Source organism: Streptomyces sp. NPDC045701 (genome assembly GCF_056432045.1).
In genome coordinates, this window is sequence record NZ_JBWKJV010000027.1 from 1 (window position 1) to 15,821 (window position 15,821).

General features: G+C 73.1%; 19 protein-coding genes and 2 pseudogenes. 11 read left to right on the forward strand and 10 right to left on the reverse strand.

The features are described 5' to 3' along the window. Positions 1-58: 58 nt before the first annotated feature. The 3 genes from AC07DW_RS24155 to AC07DW_RS24165 are packed head-to-tail and all read right to left on the reverse strand — an operon-like array spanning position 59 to position 1,176. Entirely contained in the window at positions 59-190 is a 132-nt protein-coding gene (locus AC07DW_RS24155; RefSeq protein WP_478859846.1) for a hypothetical protein, read from the reverse strand. Beyond that, positions 187-984 (reverse strand): transposase, encoded by a 798-nt coding sequence (locus tag AC07DW_RS24160; RefSeq protein ID WP_478859765.1) that lies wholly within the window; start codon positions 982-984, stop codon positions 187-189. Before AC07DW_RS24160 ends, AC07DW_RS24155 begins: the two co-directional genes overlap by 4 nt. 27 nt (positions 985-1,011) lie before the next feature. Further along, the gene (locus AC07DW_RS24165) at positions 1,012-1,176 is read right to left on the reverse strand and encodes a hypothetical protein (RefSeq protein WP_478859840.1); all 165 of its coding nucleotides are present in this window, start codon (positions 1,174-1,176) and stop codon (positions 1,012-1,014) included. 47 nt (positions 1,177-1,223) lie between these two features. Here AC07DW_RS24165 and AC07DW_RS24170 point away from each other — a divergent pair. Both AC07DW_RS24170 and AC07DW_RS24175 read left to right on the forward strand, forming a co-directional pair. Further along, positions 1,224-1,388: pseudogene (locus AC07DW_RS24170) on the forward strand (SigE family RNA polymerase sigma factor); the annotation flags it as partial. A gap of 123 nt (positions 1,389-1,511) precedes the next feature. Next, the gene (locus AC07DW_RS24175) at positions 1,512-2,270 is read left to right on the forward strand and encodes a hypothetical protein (RefSeq protein WP_478859766.1); all 759 of its coding nucleotides are present in this window, start codon (positions 1,512-1,514) and stop codon (positions 2,268-2,270) included. 75 nt (positions 2,271-2,345) lie between these two features. On the opposite strand, the gene AC07DW_RS24180 is transcribed toward AC07DW_RS24175, so the two are convergent. The 3 genes from AC07DW_RS24180 to AC07DW_RS24190 all read right to left on the reverse strand — a co-directional run bounded on the left by AC07DW_RS24180 (position 2,346) and on the right by AC07DW_RS24190 (position 6,995). Further along, complete coding sequence (locus tag AC07DW_RS24180; protein ID WP_478859767.1) at positions 2,346-4,040, reverse strand: bifunctional 3'-5' exonuclease/DNA polymerase; 1,695 nt, start codon at positions 4,038-4,040, stop codon at positions 2,346-2,348. A 106-nt stretch (positions 4,041-4,146) separates the two neighbouring features. Further along, a complete protein-coding gene (locus AC07DW_RS24185; RefSeq protein ID WP_478859768.1) occupies positions 4,147-6,234 on the reverse strand; it encodes an FtsX-like permease family protein in 2,088 nt (695 codons plus the stop codon). Then, entirely contained in the window at positions 6,228-6,995 is a 768-nt protein-coding gene (locus AC07DW_RS24190; protein WP_478859769.1) for an ABC transporter ATP-binding protein, read from the reverse strand. The genes AC07DW_RS24185 and AC07DW_RS24190 overlap by 7 nt, the downstream gene beginning before the upstream one ends. Before the next feature lie 137 nt (positions 6,996-7,132). Between AC07DW_RS24190 and AC07DW_RS24195 the strand changes: the two genes are divergently transcribed. Further along, positions 7,133-8,293 carry a DUF2786 domain-containing protein gene (locus AC07DW_RS24195; protein ID WP_478859770.1) on the forward strand — a complete coding sequence of 387 codons (1,161 nt, stop codon included), beginning with the start codon at positions 7,133-7,135 and terminating at the stop codon, positions 8,291-8,293. Positions 8,294-8,438: 145 nt separating this feature from the next. On the opposite strand, the gene AC07DW_RS24200 is transcribed toward AC07DW_RS24195, so the two are convergent. From AC07DW_RS24200 to rpmB, 3 genes are all read right to left on the reverse strand, one after another. Continuing rightward, positions 8,439-8,783 carry a hypothetical protein gene (locus tag AC07DW_RS24200; RefSeq protein WP_478859771.1) on the reverse strand — a complete coding sequence of 115 codons (345 nt, stop codon included), beginning with the start codon at positions 8,781-8,783 and terminating at the stop codon, positions 8,439-8,441. Between the two features lie 61 nt (positions 8,784-8,844). Continuing rightward, entirely contained in the window at positions 8,845-9,150 is a 306-nt protein-coding gene (gene rpsN / locus AC07DW_RS24205) for a 30S ribosomal protein S14 (protein WP_478859772.1), read from the reverse strand. Beyond that, on the reverse strand, positions 9,150-9,386 hold the full coding sequence (gene rpmB, locus AC07DW_RS24210) for a 50S ribosomal protein L28 (RefSeq protein WP_478859773.1): 237 nt from the start codon (positions 9,384-9,386) through the stop codon (positions 9,150-9,152). The genes rpsN and rpmB overlap by 1 nt, the downstream gene beginning before the upstream one ends. A gap of 62 nt (positions 9,387-9,448) precedes the next feature. On the opposite strand from rpmB, the gene rpmG reads away from it, so the two are divergent. The 5 genes and pseudogenes from rpmG (at position 9,449) to AC07DW_RS24235 (ending at position 11,770) form a co-directional block, all read left to right on the forward strand. Continuing rightward, positions 9,449-9,613 (forward strand): 50S ribosomal protein L33, encoded by a 165-nt coding sequence (rpmG, locus tag AC07DW_RS24215; RefSeq protein WP_030573688.1) that lies wholly within the window; start codon positions 9,449-9,451, stop codon positions 9,611-9,613. 6 nt (positions 9,614-9,619) lie between these two features. Further along, on the forward strand, positions 9,620-9,877 hold the full coding sequence (locus AC07DW_RS24220; RefSeq protein WP_478859774.1) for a type B 50S ribosomal protein L31: 258 nt from the start codon (positions 9,620-9,622) through the stop codon (positions 9,875-9,877). Next, positions 9,877-11,012: pseudogene (locus AC07DW_RS24225) on the forward strand (CobW family GTP-binding protein). The gene AC07DW_RS24220 and the pseudogene AC07DW_RS24225 overlap by 1 nt, the downstream one beginning before the upstream one ends. Before the next feature lie 4 nt (positions 11,013-11,016). Further along, a complete protein-coding gene (rpsR, locus tag AC07DW_RS24230; protein WP_478859775.1) occupies positions 11,017-11,262 on the forward strand; it encodes a 30S ribosomal protein S18 in 246 nt (81 codons plus the stop codon). 268 nt (positions 11,263-11,530) lie between these two features. Then, complete coding sequence (locus AC07DW_RS24235; protein WP_064067345.1) at positions 11,531-11,770, forward strand: DUF397 domain-containing protein; 240 nt, start codon at positions 11,531-11,533, stop codon at positions 11,768-11,770. 96 nt (positions 11,771-11,866) lie between these two features. Here the strand turns inward: AC07DW_RS24235 and AC07DW_RS24240 are convergent, their stop codons facing one another. Next, positions 11,867-12,403 carry an ATP-binding protein gene (locus AC07DW_RS24240; protein ID WP_478859776.1) on the reverse strand — a complete coding sequence of 179 codons (537 nt, stop codon included), beginning with the start codon at positions 12,401-12,403 and terminating at the stop codon, positions 11,867-11,869. Between the two features lie 310 nt (positions 12,404-12,713). Here AC07DW_RS24240 and AC07DW_RS24245 point away from each other — a divergent pair, with 310 nt between their 5' ends. The 3 genes from AC07DW_RS24245 to AC07DW_RS24255 all read left to right on the forward strand — a co-directional run bounded on the left by AC07DW_RS24245 (position 12,714) and on the right by AC07DW_RS24255 (position 15,765). Continuing rightward, positions 12,714-13,595: a helix-turn-helix domain-containing protein gene (locus AC07DW_RS24245; protein ID WP_478859777.1), complete on the forward strand. Its 882-nt coding sequence runs from the start codon at positions 12,714-12,716 to the stop codon at positions 13,593-13,595. Between the two features lie 82 nt (positions 13,596-13,677). Next, a complete protein-coding gene (locus tag AC07DW_RS24250; RefSeq protein WP_478859778.1) occupies positions 13,678-15,135 on the forward strand; it encodes an aldehyde dehydrogenase family protein in 1,458 nt (485 codons plus the stop codon). 93 nt (positions 15,136-15,228) lie between these two features. After that, complete coding sequence (locus tag AC07DW_RS24255; protein ID WP_478859779.1) at positions 15,229-15,765, forward strand: DinB family protein; 537 nt, start codon at positions 15,229-15,231, stop codon at positions 15,763-15,765. The last annotated feature ends 56 nt before the right edge of the window (positions 15,766-15,821 follow it).

The following is a 15,821-nucleotide window of genomic DNA, read 5'->3' on the forward strand; positions in this document are numbered from 1 at the left end:
GCCCCGGCAGACTCTAGGCTTTGAAACCCCCGCTGATAAGCTCGCCGCCGCTGTTGCGTCAACCGGTTGACTCCGCCGCGGCTTTTTTCAGGAAGCTGACTTCCATCTCCAGCTCGCGGTTGCGCCGTTCGAGCTCCTTCAGGCGCGCCCGCTCGCTCACCGCCAGCTCCGTTCCCGGAGCCTTTTTCACGTGTAGATCATGAGGGTGAGAAGGGCTGAGGTGACTGACGAGAGTCTGTTCGGGCTGGTACGGGCATGGCGGAGGATGCGCCACTGCTTGATCCTCGCGATGGTGCGTTCGACCGGGGCCCGAAGCGCTGCGTGGACTTTGTTCGACGCCTTGTGCTTGTCGCTCAGCTCGGTTCGGGAGCGGCGCCGGACCGGGGTGATGACGGTGCCGCCGGCTCCGACGTAGCCCTTGTCCGCCAGGACCTCGAGGCCCAGCCCCGCGCAGACGGAGATGATGTTGTGCTCTCGCGCGGCCCTCACATCATGGGTTCCGCCGGGCAGGGCCGGTGAGATCCACAGCAACGCACCTGCGTCCGTCGTGATGACCTGCAGGTTCACCCCCTCACGACGAACCTTGCCGGAGTAGTGGCCTGCCGCCTGTACTCGGTCGGTCCCGGCGACCGTCCCGTCGAGCAGCACGTATCCGTCGCCGTGGTAGTGCGTGAGCGCCTCGGTGAGGGACGGCGCGAACGCGGCAAGACACTCGATCGTGTCGTGCACGTAACGCCAGGCTGTGGCCACGCTGATTCGGAATCCGGCTGCGATCTGTTCGAGGGTGTCGTGCTTGCGCAGGTAGACCAGGGTGCACCGGGCACGGTCATACGGCCGGAGCTTGCAGGACCGGTCCCCTTCAATCGCGACAAGGACCATCGTCACCATTTCGAGGAGTTCCAACTCCACGTCACACGCGGCAGGATAAGCGAACACCGGGGCATCTCCGCTGGTCAGGCCTGTTGTGGTGACCCGCCCAACCATGGAGATGCCCCGCGTGTTCCTCCCGCGTCAACAGCGAACCACGCCACACCCGCCAGAGCTACAGATGAAAAAGGCTCCCGGCGCCGGTTCTTGCTTTCTCTGATCTTCTTCACCCAGCTGCGAAGGGTCTTCCGGGTTCATTTCGAGTTCTCGGCCGACTTCAGAGATCGTCTTGCTCGACCGCAGCGCGATCTGGACAGCTTCCTCACGGAACTCCGGCGAGTATTTCTTCGGTGTGGCGGCGGCGTTCCTCGGGGGAGCGGCCGCTGGCCGAGCTGCCCGAGTCCACCACCGGGCGGGGCGACGACCCGGCCCTGCGGGTGGCGCTGCTGGACGCGCTGGCGCGGCTGGCGCCGAAGGACCGGGCCGTGGTGGTGCTGCGGTACTGGGAGGACCGCAGCGTGTGAACCGGGCCGGGATCGCCGTCGCGGACCCCCGGGTCGAGGGCAGCGGCAGTACGGAGCCGGCCGACGCGGGACGGGCCTCCATCACCTTCGGCGACGGCTGGGGGCGAGGCGACCGTCACCTTGTCCGTGCGCCGGGTCGACCCGGCGGACCCCGGGCTGAAGAAGCTGCTCGTCTGCCCGCCCCGGAAGGGCTCGCCCTACGAGGAGTGCACCAACCAGCCGGGCGACCGGGCCGTGAAGGGGTACACCGAGGCGGGCAGGGCGGGCGGCGTCAAGAGGTGGGCGGTCACCATGGTCTCCCCGAACGGTTACCTCATCGAGCTCGCCACCCAGAACGTGCAGGTGTCCGGGGCGGTGTCGCCCAAGGGCCGCAACCCGCGGATGAACCCGGGCAAGCTGCGGCACCTGGGGATGTTCGTCGACGCCTCCTTCACCCCGGACGGTGAGCCGAACACGTTCGGGACGGTCGAGCCCGGCGCGGAGGCGGAACCGGGTGACATCCTGCCGGTCCTCAAGTCCCTGCTGCCCAAGCGCCTGGAGGTGTACTCCGAGGGCGGCACCGGCGTGGACGGCCATGTCGTGGTGACCGACGGCCAGGGCCACATGACGTACATCGAGGCGGTACGCAACCTCGAGGACGTCACGTGGACCGAGACCCTGCCGGACGGGACCAAGGTCGCCACCCGGCGGCTGCCCGCCCAGGAACCGGGCGTCGTCCGCTGGCGGGTCGACTCGCTCAGGGTCAACGGCCTCCAGATGACGGTCTCCGCGTACAACGCCCCCACGCCCAAGTCGGCGAAGAGGGGCGCGGAGCCCCTGATCACCATGGCGGAGCTGAAGGCCATCGCCCTCAGCCGGACCTGGTTCCTGGCCCGCTAGGGAGCGTACGGAACGTATGGCGTCCGCCCGCAGCGCGCGGGCCGGGCGGGACTTCGCGGACCGGCCCCGGCCCCCTCACTTCGCGTCGGAGTAGCGCTCCACCGTGGCCGTCGTGAAGGGGAACCGAACCGGGGTGTCCCCGAACGCGATCCGCCCGGCCGTGTCACCGGCCGTGCGGATCGCCTCGGTGACGGCCGGGGCCTCCGCGGCGGGGCAGTGCACGATCACCTCGTCGTGCTGGAAGAAGACCAGCTCTGCCCGCATCCCCGCCAGCGCCTGCCGCAGCGCGGCCAGCATCAGCAGCGCCCAGTCGGCGGCGCTGCCCTGCACCACGAAGTTCCGGGTGAACCGGCCCCGCGCGCGGGCGTTCACCGACGCGTACCCCGGCGTGAACTCGCCGTCCGACAGCGGCTCCTCGGTGCCCTCCTGGGGGATGCCCGCCTCGTCCGCCTCCACCGCACCCGCGGCGCGCGGGCTCGTGCGCCCCAGCCAGGTGCGTACCAGCCGGCCCTCCTCGCCCGCCTTCGCCGCGTCGTCCACGTACGCCACCGCCAGGGGGAACCGGCGGCGCAGGGCCGCCAGGTTCTTCAGGCCGTCCCCGCTGGTCTGCCCGTAGATCGCGCCCAGCAGCGCCAGCTTCGCGTGGTCGCGGTCACCCGAGAACGCCCGGTCGGACAGGCGCGTGTACAGGTCGTCCGGGTGGCCCGCCACCTCCATCAGCCCCGGGTCGCGGGAGATCGCCGCCAGCACCCGGGGCTCCATCTGGGCCGCGTCCGCGACGACGAGCCGCCAGCCGTCGTCCGCGACGACCGCCTGCCGTATGACCTTCGGGATCTGCAGGGCGCCGCCGCCGTTGGTCGTCCAGCGCCCGCTGACCGTGCCGCCCGGAAGGTACTCCGGCCGGAAGCGCCCGTCCCGCACCCAGTCCTGGAGCCAGCTCCAGCCGTGCGCCGTCCAGATCCGGTACAGCTTCTTGTACGCGATGAGCGGCTCCACCGCCGGGTGGTCGATTTTCGCGAGCTCCCAGCGGCGCGTCGACCGCACCGTGATCCCCGCCCGGGCGAACGCCTTCACCACGTCGGCCGGCAGGTCGGGGCGCACCCGGCGCCCGAAGGCCGCCGACACCTGGTCCGCCAGCTCCGCCAGCCGGCGCGGTTCGCCGCCGCCCGCGTACCGCTCGCCCAGCAACTCGTGCAGCACCGCCCGGTGGACGTCCGCCCGCCACGGCAGGCCGGCCCGGTGCATCTCGGCGGCCACCAGCATCCCGGCGGACTCGGCCGCCGTCAGCAGCCGCATCCGCCCGGGGTGCTCGGCGGCCTCGTGTCTTCGGTGCTGGTCCGCGTACACCTCCAGCAGCGCCTCGAAGGGCAGGTCCAGCGCGGGCCGGGGGTCGAACAGTGACGACTGCGCGTGCGCGCCCGGCTCGGCCGCCCTCGGCGGCGGATCGGGCGGTACGGGCCGGTCGCGCAGCCGTGCCCAGGCCGCCGCCGCCGAACGGGGCTCGCCCAGCCGCCCCTCGTGCCCGAGCAGCAGCTGCTCGGCGTCCTCGATGTCGTAGCACCGCCCGACCCGGACACCGGCCGCGAGGAGCCGCGGGTACACGGCGCCGGTGGAGCGCCACACCCAGCGGCCGACGTCCGGCCGCGACCGGACCGCCTCGACGAGGTCGGGCTCGGTCAGCACCGGTCCGGCGGGCAGGCCGTCCTCACCGAGGGGGACGAGCCGCGCGCCACCGCCCCCGGAGTCGTCCACCGCCCAGCGTTCGTTCACGCATGCGAGTCTGGCACCCGGCACTGACAATCGGCGCGACCGGCGGTCACGCGGCGGCGTGGAAGAGGGCTGCCCCCGCCCCGGCCCGGACGTCCGGCGCGGCGGCTCACCGGACCGTACGGGCGGCGGTCAGCACCGACGACGTGACGGCCACGAGCGCGCAGCCGCCCAGAGCGGCGCCGACCGTGCCCCACGGGACGGCGATCACCACCGGGGCGGAGAGGGCGGCGAGGGCCGCGCCGAGTCCGGCGAGGCAGACCGCCGCCACCGCCGCGCCGAGCACCGCGCCGATCCCCACGGCGAGCAGCGTCTCGCCCGCGACGACCGCCAGGACCTGCGGGCGGGTCGCGCCGGTCAGCCGCAGCGCGCGCAGTTCCCCGCCCCGTACCGACGTGGCCGTCACCAGCGAGTTGGCGAGGGATATGGCGGTGTAGACCAGGGCGATGCCGAGCACCACGAGGAGACCGAGCCGGGTCTGCGGGCCGGTGCGCGGGGCCGCCCCGGCGTCCACGGTGGTGACCGTGCCACCGGTGGCCCGCAGCACGCCGGGATCCGTGCCGGGCGGGAGCCGTACGTCGATGCGGTCGACCGCCGCCGCGGGGGCGTTGGCGGCCGTGACGTACGGGCCGTTGTCACCCGTCCCGGTCGCGAGCACCGCGACGACGCGCAGCGACGCCTCCCGGCCGTCGCCCAGCCATACGTCGACGCGGTCTCCGACCGTCCGCCGCCCGGACTCGCCGTGGGCGATCTCCTCGTTGACGACGATCGAGCCGTCGTCCAGGTCCTTCAGGTCACCCGCCACGACGGGCAGGCGGGCGAGGTCCGCGAAGGCGGCCGGGTCGGTGACCGCCCGGGCCTCGTACCGCACGACGGCGGTGCGGCCGTCGCGGACGAAGACGCCGGTCGACGCGGTGGGGGAGAGCGTGGCGCCGGGGACCCGCACCGGGCGGAGGTTCTCGCCCGTCACCAGGTGGTCCGCCGCCGTGTGCCGCCGCGTCTCGGCCGCCTTCGCGGCGGTCACCGACGCCGCCGAGCCCAGCAGCGCCCCGGCCAGCGCGACGGTGACCAGGACGGGTGCGGCGACGGCGGCGGTCCGGCGCAGGGCGGCCGCCGTGTTCTCCCGTACGAGCATGCCCAGGGCACCGGGCAGGGGCAGCGTGCGTGCCAGCGGGCGGACGAGCAGCGGGGCGAGCAGGGCCACCCCGGTGATCAGCACCATCGGCCGAATCGTGTACGCCTTGCGCCTCAGCGGGTCCGACGGGTCGGTGAGCAGCGTCCAGGCGAGCAGGGCGGCGCCCGTGAGCAGCAGCGCCGTGCCCAGCAGGCGGCGGCCGGGGGGCAGCACGCCGCTGTCGACGTCGGCCTCCCGCAGCGCCTCCACCGGGCCGGTGCGCCCCGCCCGGCGCGCGGCCGCCCAGGCGCCGGTGACGGCGACGACCAGGCCCGTCCAGAAGGCGACGTGATACGGCCAGGCGGTGTCCCGGACGGTGAACCATTCGGGTGCGAGGCCGCCCTCGACCAGGACCCGGGCCAGCTCCGGCGCGCCCCGCGCCCCGAGTGCGCAGCCCGCGGCGGAGGCGGCGGCACCGAGGAGGGCCGCCTCGGTGAGCAGCGCCCGCCGGACCTGCCCGGGGGTCGCCCCGGCCGTGCGCAGCAGGCCGAACTCGCGTCGGCGCAGCGCCACCGCGAAGGCGAACGCCGACGCCACGACGAACACCGAGACGAAGGCGGTGACGCCGCCGGCCGTGCCCAGCAGGGCGTTCACCGTGACCAGGGCCTCCGCGTCCCGCGCCGGGCCCGCATCGGCCTGCCGGCGCTCGTCCCCGGTGACGACCCGGCCCCGGTCGCCGACGACCCGGCGTACGGCCTCGGGGTCGGCGTCCACGCCGACGGCGTCCGGGCGCCCGTCGGAGACCACCGTGCCGAGGGCGCGCAGTTCGCCGAGCAGCCGCGCGTCCACAGGGTGTGGATGGAACAGCTCGTGCGTCACGCGCCCGACGGTCAGCGTGTCCGTGCCGATCACCACCACCGGGGAGGCGGCGAACCGCTCGGGTGCCCGCTCCGGCGCGTCGAACGTCGACGCCAGGCCCAGGCCCATGGCCGTGAGCAGCCCCACGCCGAGGGCCAGCGCGAGGAAGCCGCCCACGAAGGCCGTCCAGCGGCCGCGCAGCCCGTGGACCGCGAGGCTCAGCACGCGGCACGCGCCGGGGAGGCCGGGGAGGCCGAGGACACCGGGGACGCCGACTCCAGTCCGGCCATCCGGCCCGCGACCGCCTCGGCGGTGGGTGCCGTCAGCTCGCCGGCGACCCGGCCGTCGACCAGGAAGACCACCCGGTCCGCGTAGGACGCGGCCACCGGATCGTGCGTGACCATGATGATCGTCCCGCCGTCCCGGTCCACGACCTCCCGCAGCATCCGCAGCACCTCACGGCTGGTCGTGGTGTCGAGCGCCCCGGTCGGCTCGTCGCCGAACAGCACGGCGGGCCGGGTGATCAGCGCCCGCGCGATCGCCACCCGCTGCTGCTGCCCGCCGGATAGCTCGCCCGGCCGGTGCCCGGCCCGGTCGGCGAGCCCCACGCGGGCGAGGGCCGCCCGCACGTCGGCCCGCGAGGGGCGCCGTCCGGCCAGCCGCAGCGGCAGGGCGACATTCTGCGCGGCGGTCAGCGACGGCAGCAGGTTGAACGCCTGGAACACGAACCCGATCCGGTCGCGCCGCAGCAGGGTCAGCCGCCGCTCGCTCAGCCCGCCCAGGTCGACCCCGGCCACCTCGACCCGTCCGCCCGTCGGCCGGTCGAGCCCCGCCGCGCACTGGAGGAGCGTCGACTTCCCGGACCCGGACGGGCCCATCACGGCGGTGAAGGACCCGGCGCGGAAGCCGAGGTCGACCCCGTCGAGGGCGGTGACGTCGCGGTAGGCGCGACGAAGGGCGGTGAGCCGTACGGCGGTGGTGGTCATGCCTCGAGCCAACCGTCTTCCCGGCTCCCGATCACGACCGCTGGCAGGTGTCTTCGGGGTAGGGCCGGCCCTACCCCCTGCGACCATGGACAGCGGCGGACACCGGAGCCGGCGTACCGAAAGAGGAGGCAGGGAGCATGTCAGCGGGGCACTCGGAGGCGGGCGTCGTCGAGCGGGCGTTCGCGGCGGCGCTGTACGCCGGGGACGACACCGCCCTGGACACGGGAGCCTCCCTCCTGGCCGCCGACCCGGCCGCGGACGCGGAACTGGCGCGCCGGGGCGAGGAGTTCGTACGCCGTGCCTGGCAGCGCGGCTGGCAGCCGGCCGACGTCGTCCGGCTGGTACGCCGCGACCTGGACGAGCACCACGTACGGCTGGTGGCGGGGCTGATCGCGGCCGAGATCCGCGGGTACGAGCAGTTGCCGCCCCGGTGGGCCGAGCAGGTCGCCGTGCTGGGCGACACCGGCTGGCGGGCCGACCGTTTCTCCTACGCCACCGCCGTGCTGGAGCTGTACCGGCTGCTCGCCCGCCTCCCGGCGATCGAGCCGGTGGGCCCCGCGCCGGGCACGTCACCGCTGTACGCGCCGCCGGCGCACGGCGAGCCGCGCGTGCTGGGCCGGATCCGGGCGCTGCTGGCCAAGGCGGAGGCGACCGGGTTCCCGGAGGAGGCCGAGGCGCTCACCGCGAAGGCGCAGGAGCTGATGGCCCGGTACAGCCTGGACGAGGCGGCGCTGGCGGCCCGCACGCACAGCCCGGAGGAACCCGGCGCCCTGCGGATCGGCGTGGAGGCGCCGTACGAGACGGCCAAGGCGATCCTGCTGGACGCGGTGGCGTCGGCGAACCGCTGCCGGGCCGTGTGGAACGAGGCGTTCGGCTTCTCGACGGTCGTCGGCTTCGAGCCGGACCTGGAGGTCGTCGAGCTGCTGTACACCTCGCTGCTGGTCCAGGGCACGGGCGCGATGACGAAGGCGGAGGCCGAGCAGAGGGCGGGGGGCCGCAAGCGTACGAAGACGTTCCGCCAGTCGTTCCTGCTGGCGTACGCCCACCGGCTCGGCGACCGGCTGGCGTCCACCTCCGAGCGGGTCACGGCCGGGGAACCGTCACTGCTGCCGGTCCTGGCGGCGCGGGACGTGGCGGTGACGGACCGGGCGGACCGGATGTTCCCCGAGACGACCACGGCCCGGGTGCGGGGGGCCACCGACGAGGCGGGCTGGCACCACGGCACGGCGGCGGCCGACCGGGCGCGCACGGACCACGGCCGGACGGCCGGCCGCGGACGGGGCCGGCTGCCCGGGTAGCGGCGGGAGCGGCACCCCGGGGCGCGCCGCCTTCACGAACGGGACGACGCGGCGTCGTCGCGCCGGGCCCGGGGCGTGGCGTGCGGATTCGCCGGTCCGGCGCCGCCGGGGCGCGCACGGGACCACGGCCGGCCGGGGACACCCCCTAAGGCGTCTCCGCCTTCGTGAGCGTGTCCTTCGCGCCACCCGCCCAGGTGACGACGAGCACCAGGGCGTGGCCCTTCTTGACGGTGACGCTGACGGGCCTGCCGCCCGTGAGCCCCACCCAGGACCCGTCCGCCGCGCCGGGGGCGGCGGGAGGGGCGGACGGGGACGGGGCGGGGGGCGCGGAGGTGGCCGGTGACGCGGCGGGGCCGCCGGACGGCCGCCCGCCGGCGGTGGCGCCGGCGCGCCGCTGGTCGGGGCCGCCGCCGCAGCCGGCCAGTGCGAGAACGGCGGCGGCACCCGCCGCCGCGACGACCCCGGTACGTACGAGCCTGTGCGCGTCCACGCCACGTCTCCCCAACGTCAGTGCCGGAAACGCGCGCCAAGCTACCAGCCGGTAGGGCCCGCTACCAGGACGACTTGGTGACTCCGGGCAGGAACCCGGCGTGCGCCTGCTTCCGCAGGTTCACCCGGGAGAGCCCGAACCGGCGCAGGTGGCCGCGCGGGCGGCCGTCCACGCTGTCGCGGTTGCGGACGCGGGTGGGGCTGGCGTCCCGCGGCTGGCGGCGCAGCTCCGCCCGGGCGGCGAGCCGTTCGGCCTCCGGGGTGCCGGGCCGCCGAATGATCTCCTTCAGCTCGGCGCGGCGGGCCGCGTACCGCTCGACGACCGCCTTGCGCCGCTCATTGCGCGCGATCTTGCTCTTCTTGGCCATCAGACCTTCACCCCGCGGGCGCGGATCCGGGCCACGGCGGCCTCGATCCCGATGGTGTCGACGGTCTTGATGCCCTTGGTGGACAGGGTGAGCCGGACGTACCGGCCCTCGCTGGGCAGCCAGTAGCGCTTGCGCTGGACGTTGGGGTCGAAGCGCCGGGGCGTACGCCGGTGCGAGTGCGAGACGCGGTTGCCGAAGCCCGGCTGGGCGCCGGTCAGCTGGCAGTGGGCGGACAAGGGTGACCTACCTCTCTGAGGCTCTGATGGAAATGGAAACCATTTCCATCTACTCTAGCGCCATGGCCCGCAACGAACTCCGACCGGTCATCAAGCTCCGGTCCACCGCCGGCACCGGCTACACCTACGTGACCCGCAAGAACCGCCGTAACGACCCCGACCGCATGACGCTGCGCAAGTACGACCCGGTCGCCGGACGGCACGTCGACTTCCGAGAGGAGCGCTGAGGCGCCGTGAAGCAGGGAATCCACCCCACGTACGCACCCGTGGTCTTCCGTGACAAGGCGGGCGGCTTCGCCTTCCTGACCCGGTCCACCGCGACCAGTGACAAGACGGTCGAGTGGGAGGACGGCAACACGTACCCCGTTATCGACGTCGAGATCTCCTCCGCGAGCCATCCCTTCTACACGGGCCAGGCGCGCGTGCTGGACACGGCCGGGCGCGTGGAGCGGTTCGAGCAGCGGTACGGCCGGCGCCACGGGGCCCGCTGATGCTGTCCGTCGCTCTCGTCGGCGGGCTGCACGCCGAAGCCCGCGCCGCCGCCGTGGAGCGGCTGCGCACCACCGTCCCCGGCAGCGTGGCGCTCCACCACGACCTGACGGCCGCCGCCGAGCGCGGCACGGTCAGGCGCACCGTGCGCGACGCGACCGGCCTCCTGTCGGCGGACGAGACCCCGCTCGTCAACGACTGCGCGTGCTGCGCGCTGCGTGAGGACCTGGTGCCCGAGCTGGAGCGGCTGGCGGACAGCGCCGTCGGCGGGGCGACGCGGCTGGCGGTGGTCGAGCTGTGGGACTCCGTCGAGCCCCAGGCGATGGCCGAGGTGGTCGCGGCGGCCGGGCTGACGATCGGCTCCGTGATCACCGCCGTCGACCCGGCCCTGGTGCTGCCCTGCCTCGGCAACGGCGACGACCTCCGGGAGGCGGGTCTCGCCGCGGCCGCCACCGACCGGCGGACGGTCGCCGACACCTGGGCGCGCCAGCTGGAGTACGCGCCGGTGCTCGCCGTCCTGGACGGCCCTGAGGCCGACGACGAGGACCGGGCGCTGCTCGCCCAGCTCCACCGACGGCCCGCCGGGTGGAGCTGCCGGACGGGGACCTGGCCGCCGCCGCGCTGGCCGGGTTCGACGTCGAGGCCGCGGCGGCCGCCCAGCACCCGGCCTGTGCGCTGCTGCCGCAGGAGGCGGACGCGCACGGCGTCGGTACGTACGTGTGGCACCGGAGTCGCCCGTTCCACCCGGAGCGGCTGTACGCGGCGCTGGAGGACCTGTGCTGCGCGGCCGCCCGCAGCCGGGGGCGGTTCTGGCTGGCCGACCGGCCCGACACGCTGCTGGCCTGGGACGCGGCGGGCGGCGCCCTGTGCGTCGAGCCCGGCGGACCGTGGCTCGCCTCGCTGCCGGACGCCGCCTGGGAGATGGTCCCGCCGGTGCGCCGGGCGGCGGCCGCGCTGGACTGGCACCCCGAGCACGGGGACCGCTGCCAGCACCTGGTCTTCACCTCGCCCGGCCTGGACCGTGAGGGGCTCGCCGAGCTTCTCGACTCCTGCCTGCTCACCGACGCGGAGTACGCCGCGGGCCGCGAGGCCTGGCAGCGGATCCCGTCCTCATTCGACGCCCTCCTGGAGGTCTGACCCCATGTCCCCGCGCCGCCCGGCCGGCCGCAAGCCCGCCAGGTCCCGCCCCAACCCCCTGGACCGCGACGGCATCACCTACATCGACTACAAGGACACCGACCTGCTGCGGAGGTTCCTCTCGGACCGGGGCAAGATCCGCAGCCGGAGGGTGACACGCGTGTCGGCCCGCCAGCAGCGGCAGTTGGCCCGGGCGATCAGGAACGCACGGGAGATGGCCCTGCTGCCGTACTCCTCCTCGGCACGCTGACGACCTCGGCGTGCGCACCCGGCCCCCTCGGCGTACGCATGTCCGGTACGAGGCCCTCCTTCCGGGAGGGCCTTTTCGTATGTCGTGGAGGAAGGAGGGAGCCAACGGAGCCCGCCGTACGTCTCTATGGTCGTACGGGGGAGTAGCAAAGCGGCTGTAACCACAGGACCACCCCCCGTGCACGTGCATCTGCACATGCAATCAGTGCGTCGACCTAGCTATGATCCCGATAGTTGACACCTGCAACATGTATCTCGGGGAGCGTCCTGTGCACCACGTGTACAACGGCATGGCGGCCACGGAGCTTCACGGCGTCGTATGGCAGAAGAGCAGGCACAGCAACTCGCAGGGCTCGTGCGTGGAGTTCGCCAAGCTGCCCGGCGGGGATGTGGCCGTGCGGAATTCCCGGCATCCCGACGGGCCGGCGCTGGTGTACACCCCGGCGGAGATAGAGGCCCTGCTGCTCGGGGTCAAGGACGGCGAGTTCGACCACCTGGCAGCCGGCTGAGGCCCTCGGACCCAGGGGCGCCCGCCGGGGCGCCCCTGGGACGTTCGTGCCGCCGGTCCGTCCGGCGCCCGGCGTTCCGTCCGCCGGCCGTGTGCCCTACGGCGTCTGCGGTGTCTGCCGCGCCTGCGGCGCGTCGGGCGTCTCCGAGAGGCGGAACAGGGCCCACACCACCTTGCCGTGCAGCGTGCCCGCCAGCTGGTGCCAGCCCCAGCTGTCGCTGAAGGACTCGACCAGGAACAGTCCCCGGCCGGACTCGGCGGAGAAGTCCTCGTCGGACTCGCGCGCCGTGGGGCTGTCCGGGCTGGGGTCGCGCACCGCGCACACCAGGCGGCTCGCCCAGCGCATCAGATGCAGCCGTACCGGCGGGTCGTGCGGCGCCTCGCGGGGCCGGTCGGCGGGCAGGGCGTGCCGGAGCGCGTTGGTGACGAGTTCGGACACCACCAGGGCGACGTCGTCGAACCGGTCGGTGAGGTCCCACTGGGCGAGCGTCGTGCTCGTGAACTTCCGTGCCCCGCGCACCGCTTCATAGCGGGCGGGCAGCGCGCACGAGGCGGAGCTGGAGACGGAAGCGGCGTCGATCGGCGGAAGCCCCTGCCTTAAAGGCTCGAGCATGGTCGATCCATTCGTCCCCATGCGAGGCACTCCCGGGATTCGCGGCTGTGGTGCGACAACACGAACGACTACGCAGGTGCGCGGGCCCCATGGTTCCGAATGCGACCACCTGATGCAAGGGCAGATGCACGTGCACGCGCCCGACCTGTCCCTCCCCGTGCCGGTTGCTGGCCATATCTTCCGTCCCCCAGTTTCACCCGCAGGACGCTCACGGGGTCGCGACTCGGTCAAGGCTTCGTCTTTGCGTAACCGTCCGAGTACGCGGTGAAGCGTTTTGGTGGCAGAATCCGGCGTCTCGGAGTTCGGGGGTGCTCCGTCGTACACATCAGCGATGGGGAGGGTTGGAGACGTGACCGCAAGTGAGTCGAGCGGTTCCGTGGTGCGGCGCATCCTGCTGGGTTCGCAACTGCGGCGGCTGCGCGAGTCGCGCGGCATCACGCGCGAGGCCGCCGGTTATTCGATCCGGGCGTCCGAATCCAAGATCAGTCGTATGGAGTTGGGCAGGGTGAGCTTCAAGGCGAGGGACATCGAGGACCTGCTCACGCTGTACGGCGTCACCGACGACGCCGAGCGCGAGTCCCTCCTCGGTCTCGCCCGCGAGGCCAACGTGGCCGGCTGGTGGCACAGTTACGGAGACGTCCTGCCCGGCTGGTTCCAGACGTACATCGGTCTGGAGGGTGCCGCCTCGCTGATCCGCATCTACGAAGTGCAGTTCGTGCACGGGCTGTTGCAGACGGAGGCGTACGCGCACGCCGTCGTCACCCGCGGCATGCCGGGTGCCCCGCGCGCGGAGATCGACCGGCGCGTGGCACTGCGCCTGGAGCGCCAGAAGGTCCTCGTCTCCGAGCGGGCCCCGCACTTTCACGCCGTTCTCGACGAAGCCGCCCTGCGCCGCCCGTACGGCGACCGGGAGGTGATGCGCGACCAGCTCAAGCACCTCATCGAGGTCTCCGAGCAGCCCAACGTCACCCTTCAGGTCATGCCCTTCAGCTTCGGCGGACACGCGGGCGAGAGCGGTGCGTTCACCATGCTCCGCTTCCCCGAGTCCGACCTCTCCGACATCGTCTACCTGGAGCAGCTGACGAGCGCGCTCTACCTCGACAAGCGCGAGGAAGTGGCCCAGTACGAGCGGGTGATGGAACGGCTGCATCAGGACAGCCCGGGCCCCGAGGAGAGCCGCGACGTTCTGCGGGGGCTCCTCCAACTCACGTGACCCGCCAGTAGGATGACGTCCCATCAAACGCGTCGTCATGAGCGTGTCATGAGAGCGGTGCGCGCCCTCGGGAAGGGATGGCATGTCCTACTTCACAGACCTGGCCCTGCAGTACATAGACGGTGAGTGGCGGGCCGGCGGCGGCTCGTGGGACATCATCGACTTCAACCCGTACAACGAGGAGAAGCTCGCCTCCATAACCGTGGCCACGGTCGAGGAAGTGGACCAGGCCTACCGGGCGGCCGAGCGGGCCCAGCGCGCGTGGGCGGACACCAACCCGTACACCCGCCGTGCCGTCTTCGAGCGGGCGCTGCGGCTCATCGAGGAGCGCGAGGACGAGATCACCGAGGCGATCATCGCGGAGCTCGGCGGGACGCGCACCAAGGCGGCCTTCGAGCTGCACCTGGCCAAGGAGTTCCTGCGCGAGGCGGTCAAGCTGGCGCTGCGGCCCGAGGGCCGCATCCTGCCCTCGCCGGTCGACGGCAAGGAGAACCGCCTCTACCGGGTGCCCGTAGGCGTGGTCGGGGTCATCAGCCCGTTCAACTTCCCCTTCCTGCTCTCCATCAAGTCCGTCGCCCCGGCGCTCGCCCTCGGCAACGCGGTCGTGCTCAAGCCCCACCAGAACACCCCGATCCTCGGCGGCGCCCTGGTCGCGAAGATCTTCGAGGACGCCGGGCTCCCGGCCGGACTGCTCAACGTGGTGATCACCGACATCGCGGAGATCGGCGACGCCCTGATCGAGCACCCGGTGCCCAAGGTCATCTCCTTCACCGGGTCCGACCGCGTCGGCAAGCACGTCGCCACCGTCTGCGCCGCCCACTTCAAGCGGTCCGTCCTGGAACTCGGCGGCAACAGCGCCCTCATCGTGCTGGAGGACGCGGACATCGACTACGCCGTCGACGCGGCCGTCTTCAGCCGGTTCGTGCACCAGGGGCAGGTGTGCATGGCCGCCAACCGGGTGCTGGTCGACCGATCGGTGCTGCGGGAGTTCACCGACAGGTTCGTCGCCAAGGTCCGCGGGCTCAAGTCCGGCGACCCCGCCGACCCCACCACCCACATCGGCCCGCTCATCAACTCCTCCCAGGCCGAGGCCGTGACCACACTGGTCGACCAGGCGGTCGCCGCCGGCGCGTCGGCGCTCGTACGCGGCACCGCCACCGGCAACGTGGTGGCGCCCACCGTGCTGACCGACGTGCCGGCCGACTCCCCGGTCCTGGGCCAGGAGATCTTCGGGCCCGTCGTGATGCTCATCCCCTTCGACGGGGAGGACGAGGCGGTACGGATCGCCAACGACACCCCGTACGGGCTCAGCGGTGCCGTCCATACGAGTGACGTCGAGCGTGGCGTACGGATCGCCCGGCGCATCCACACGGGCATGATCCACATCAACGACGGCACCGTCCACGACGAGCCGATCGTGCCCTTCGGAGGCGAGAAGCACTCAGGTGTGGGGCGGCTGAACGGCGAATCCACGGTGGATGCCTTCACCACCCACAAGTGGATCTCCATCCAGCACGGCCGGAGCCGTTTCCCCTTCTGAGTGCCCTGGTGGCCGCGAGTTGAGGACAGAACCTGACCGCGAGGGTCCGTAGGTTGGTTGTCGTAAGGCACCGACCCGAAAGGCGGACAGGTCATGGTCACGCACGTTCCTTCAGAGGCCCACGGCGACGAGCGCGGCGCGCTGCTGAACTTCATCGAGGCGCAGCGCGGCGCACTCCGCCGGTCGGTGATCGGGCTGACCGAGGAGCAGGCCGCCTCCCGTCCCAGCGCCAGCGAGCTGTCGCTCTCGGGGCTGCTCAAGCACGTCGCCGAGACGGAGCTGGGGTGGCTGCGGATGGCGCAGCAGCAGCCGAACGAGAGGCAGCGCACCCAGGAGACCTGGGCGGACGGCTTCCGGCTGGAGGAGGGCGAGTCGATCCCGGCCGTGCTCGCCTTCTGGGACGGGGTCGCCAAGGAGACCGAGGAACTGCTGCGGACGGTGCCGAGCCTGGACGACACCTTCCCGCTGCCCGACGCGCCCTGGTACCCGAAGGACGCCCGGGTCTCGATGCGGTGGCTGGGCATGCACCTGGTCGAGGAGATCGCCCGGCACGCCGGCCACGCCGACATCATCCGCGAGTCGCTGGACGGCAAGGGCGCCTTCGACCTGATCGCGCTCGAACGGGGCTGACGCCCGGCGGGACGCGCGCGTGGGCCGGCCGCCCGCTGCGGCCGGAGCGCCCTGCG

Bases quoted from the DNA above. Each gene is read 5' to 3' on its own strand.
- rpsN (WP_478859772.1), bottom strand. From the start codon at position 9,150: ATGGCCAAGAAGAGCAAGATCGCGCGCAATGAGCGGCGCAAGGCGGTC.
- AC07DW_RS24255 (WP_478859779.1), top strand. From the start codon at position 15,229: ATGGTCACGCACGTTCCTTCAGAGGCCCACGGCGACGAGCGCGGCGCG.
- AC07DW_RS24190 (WP_478859769.1), bottom strand. From the start codon at position 6,995: ATGACCACCACCGCCGTACGGCTCACCGCCCTTCGTCGCGCCTACCGC.
- rpsR (WP_478859775.1), top strand. From the start codon at position 11,017: ATGTCCCCGCGCCGCCCGGCCGGCCGCAAGCCCGCCAGGTCCCGCCCC.
- AC07DW_RS24195 (WP_478859770.1), top strand. From the start codon at position 7,133: ATGTCAGCGGGGCACTCGGAGGCGGGCGTCGTCGAGCGGGCGTTCGCG.
- AC07DW_RS24240 (WP_478859776.1), bottom strand. From the start codon at position 12,403: ATGGGGACGAATGGATCGACCATGCTCGAGCCTTTAAGGCAGGGGCTT.
- AC07DW_RS24160 (WP_478859765.1), bottom strand. From the start codon at position 984: ATGGTTGGGCGGGTCACCACAACAGGCCTGACCAGCGGAGATGCCCCG.
- AC07DW_RS24245 (WP_478859777.1), top strand. From the start codon at position 12,714: ATGGGGAGGGTTGGAGACGTGACCGCAAGTGAGTCGAGCGGTTCCGTG.
- rpmG (WP_030573688.1), top strand. From the start codon at position 9,449: ATGGCCCGCAACGAACTCCGACCGGTCATCAAGCTCCGGTCCACCGCC.
- AC07DW_RS24250 (WP_478859778.1), top strand. From the start codon at position 13,678: ATGTCCTACTTCACAGACCTGGCCCTGCAGTACATAGACGGTGAGTGG.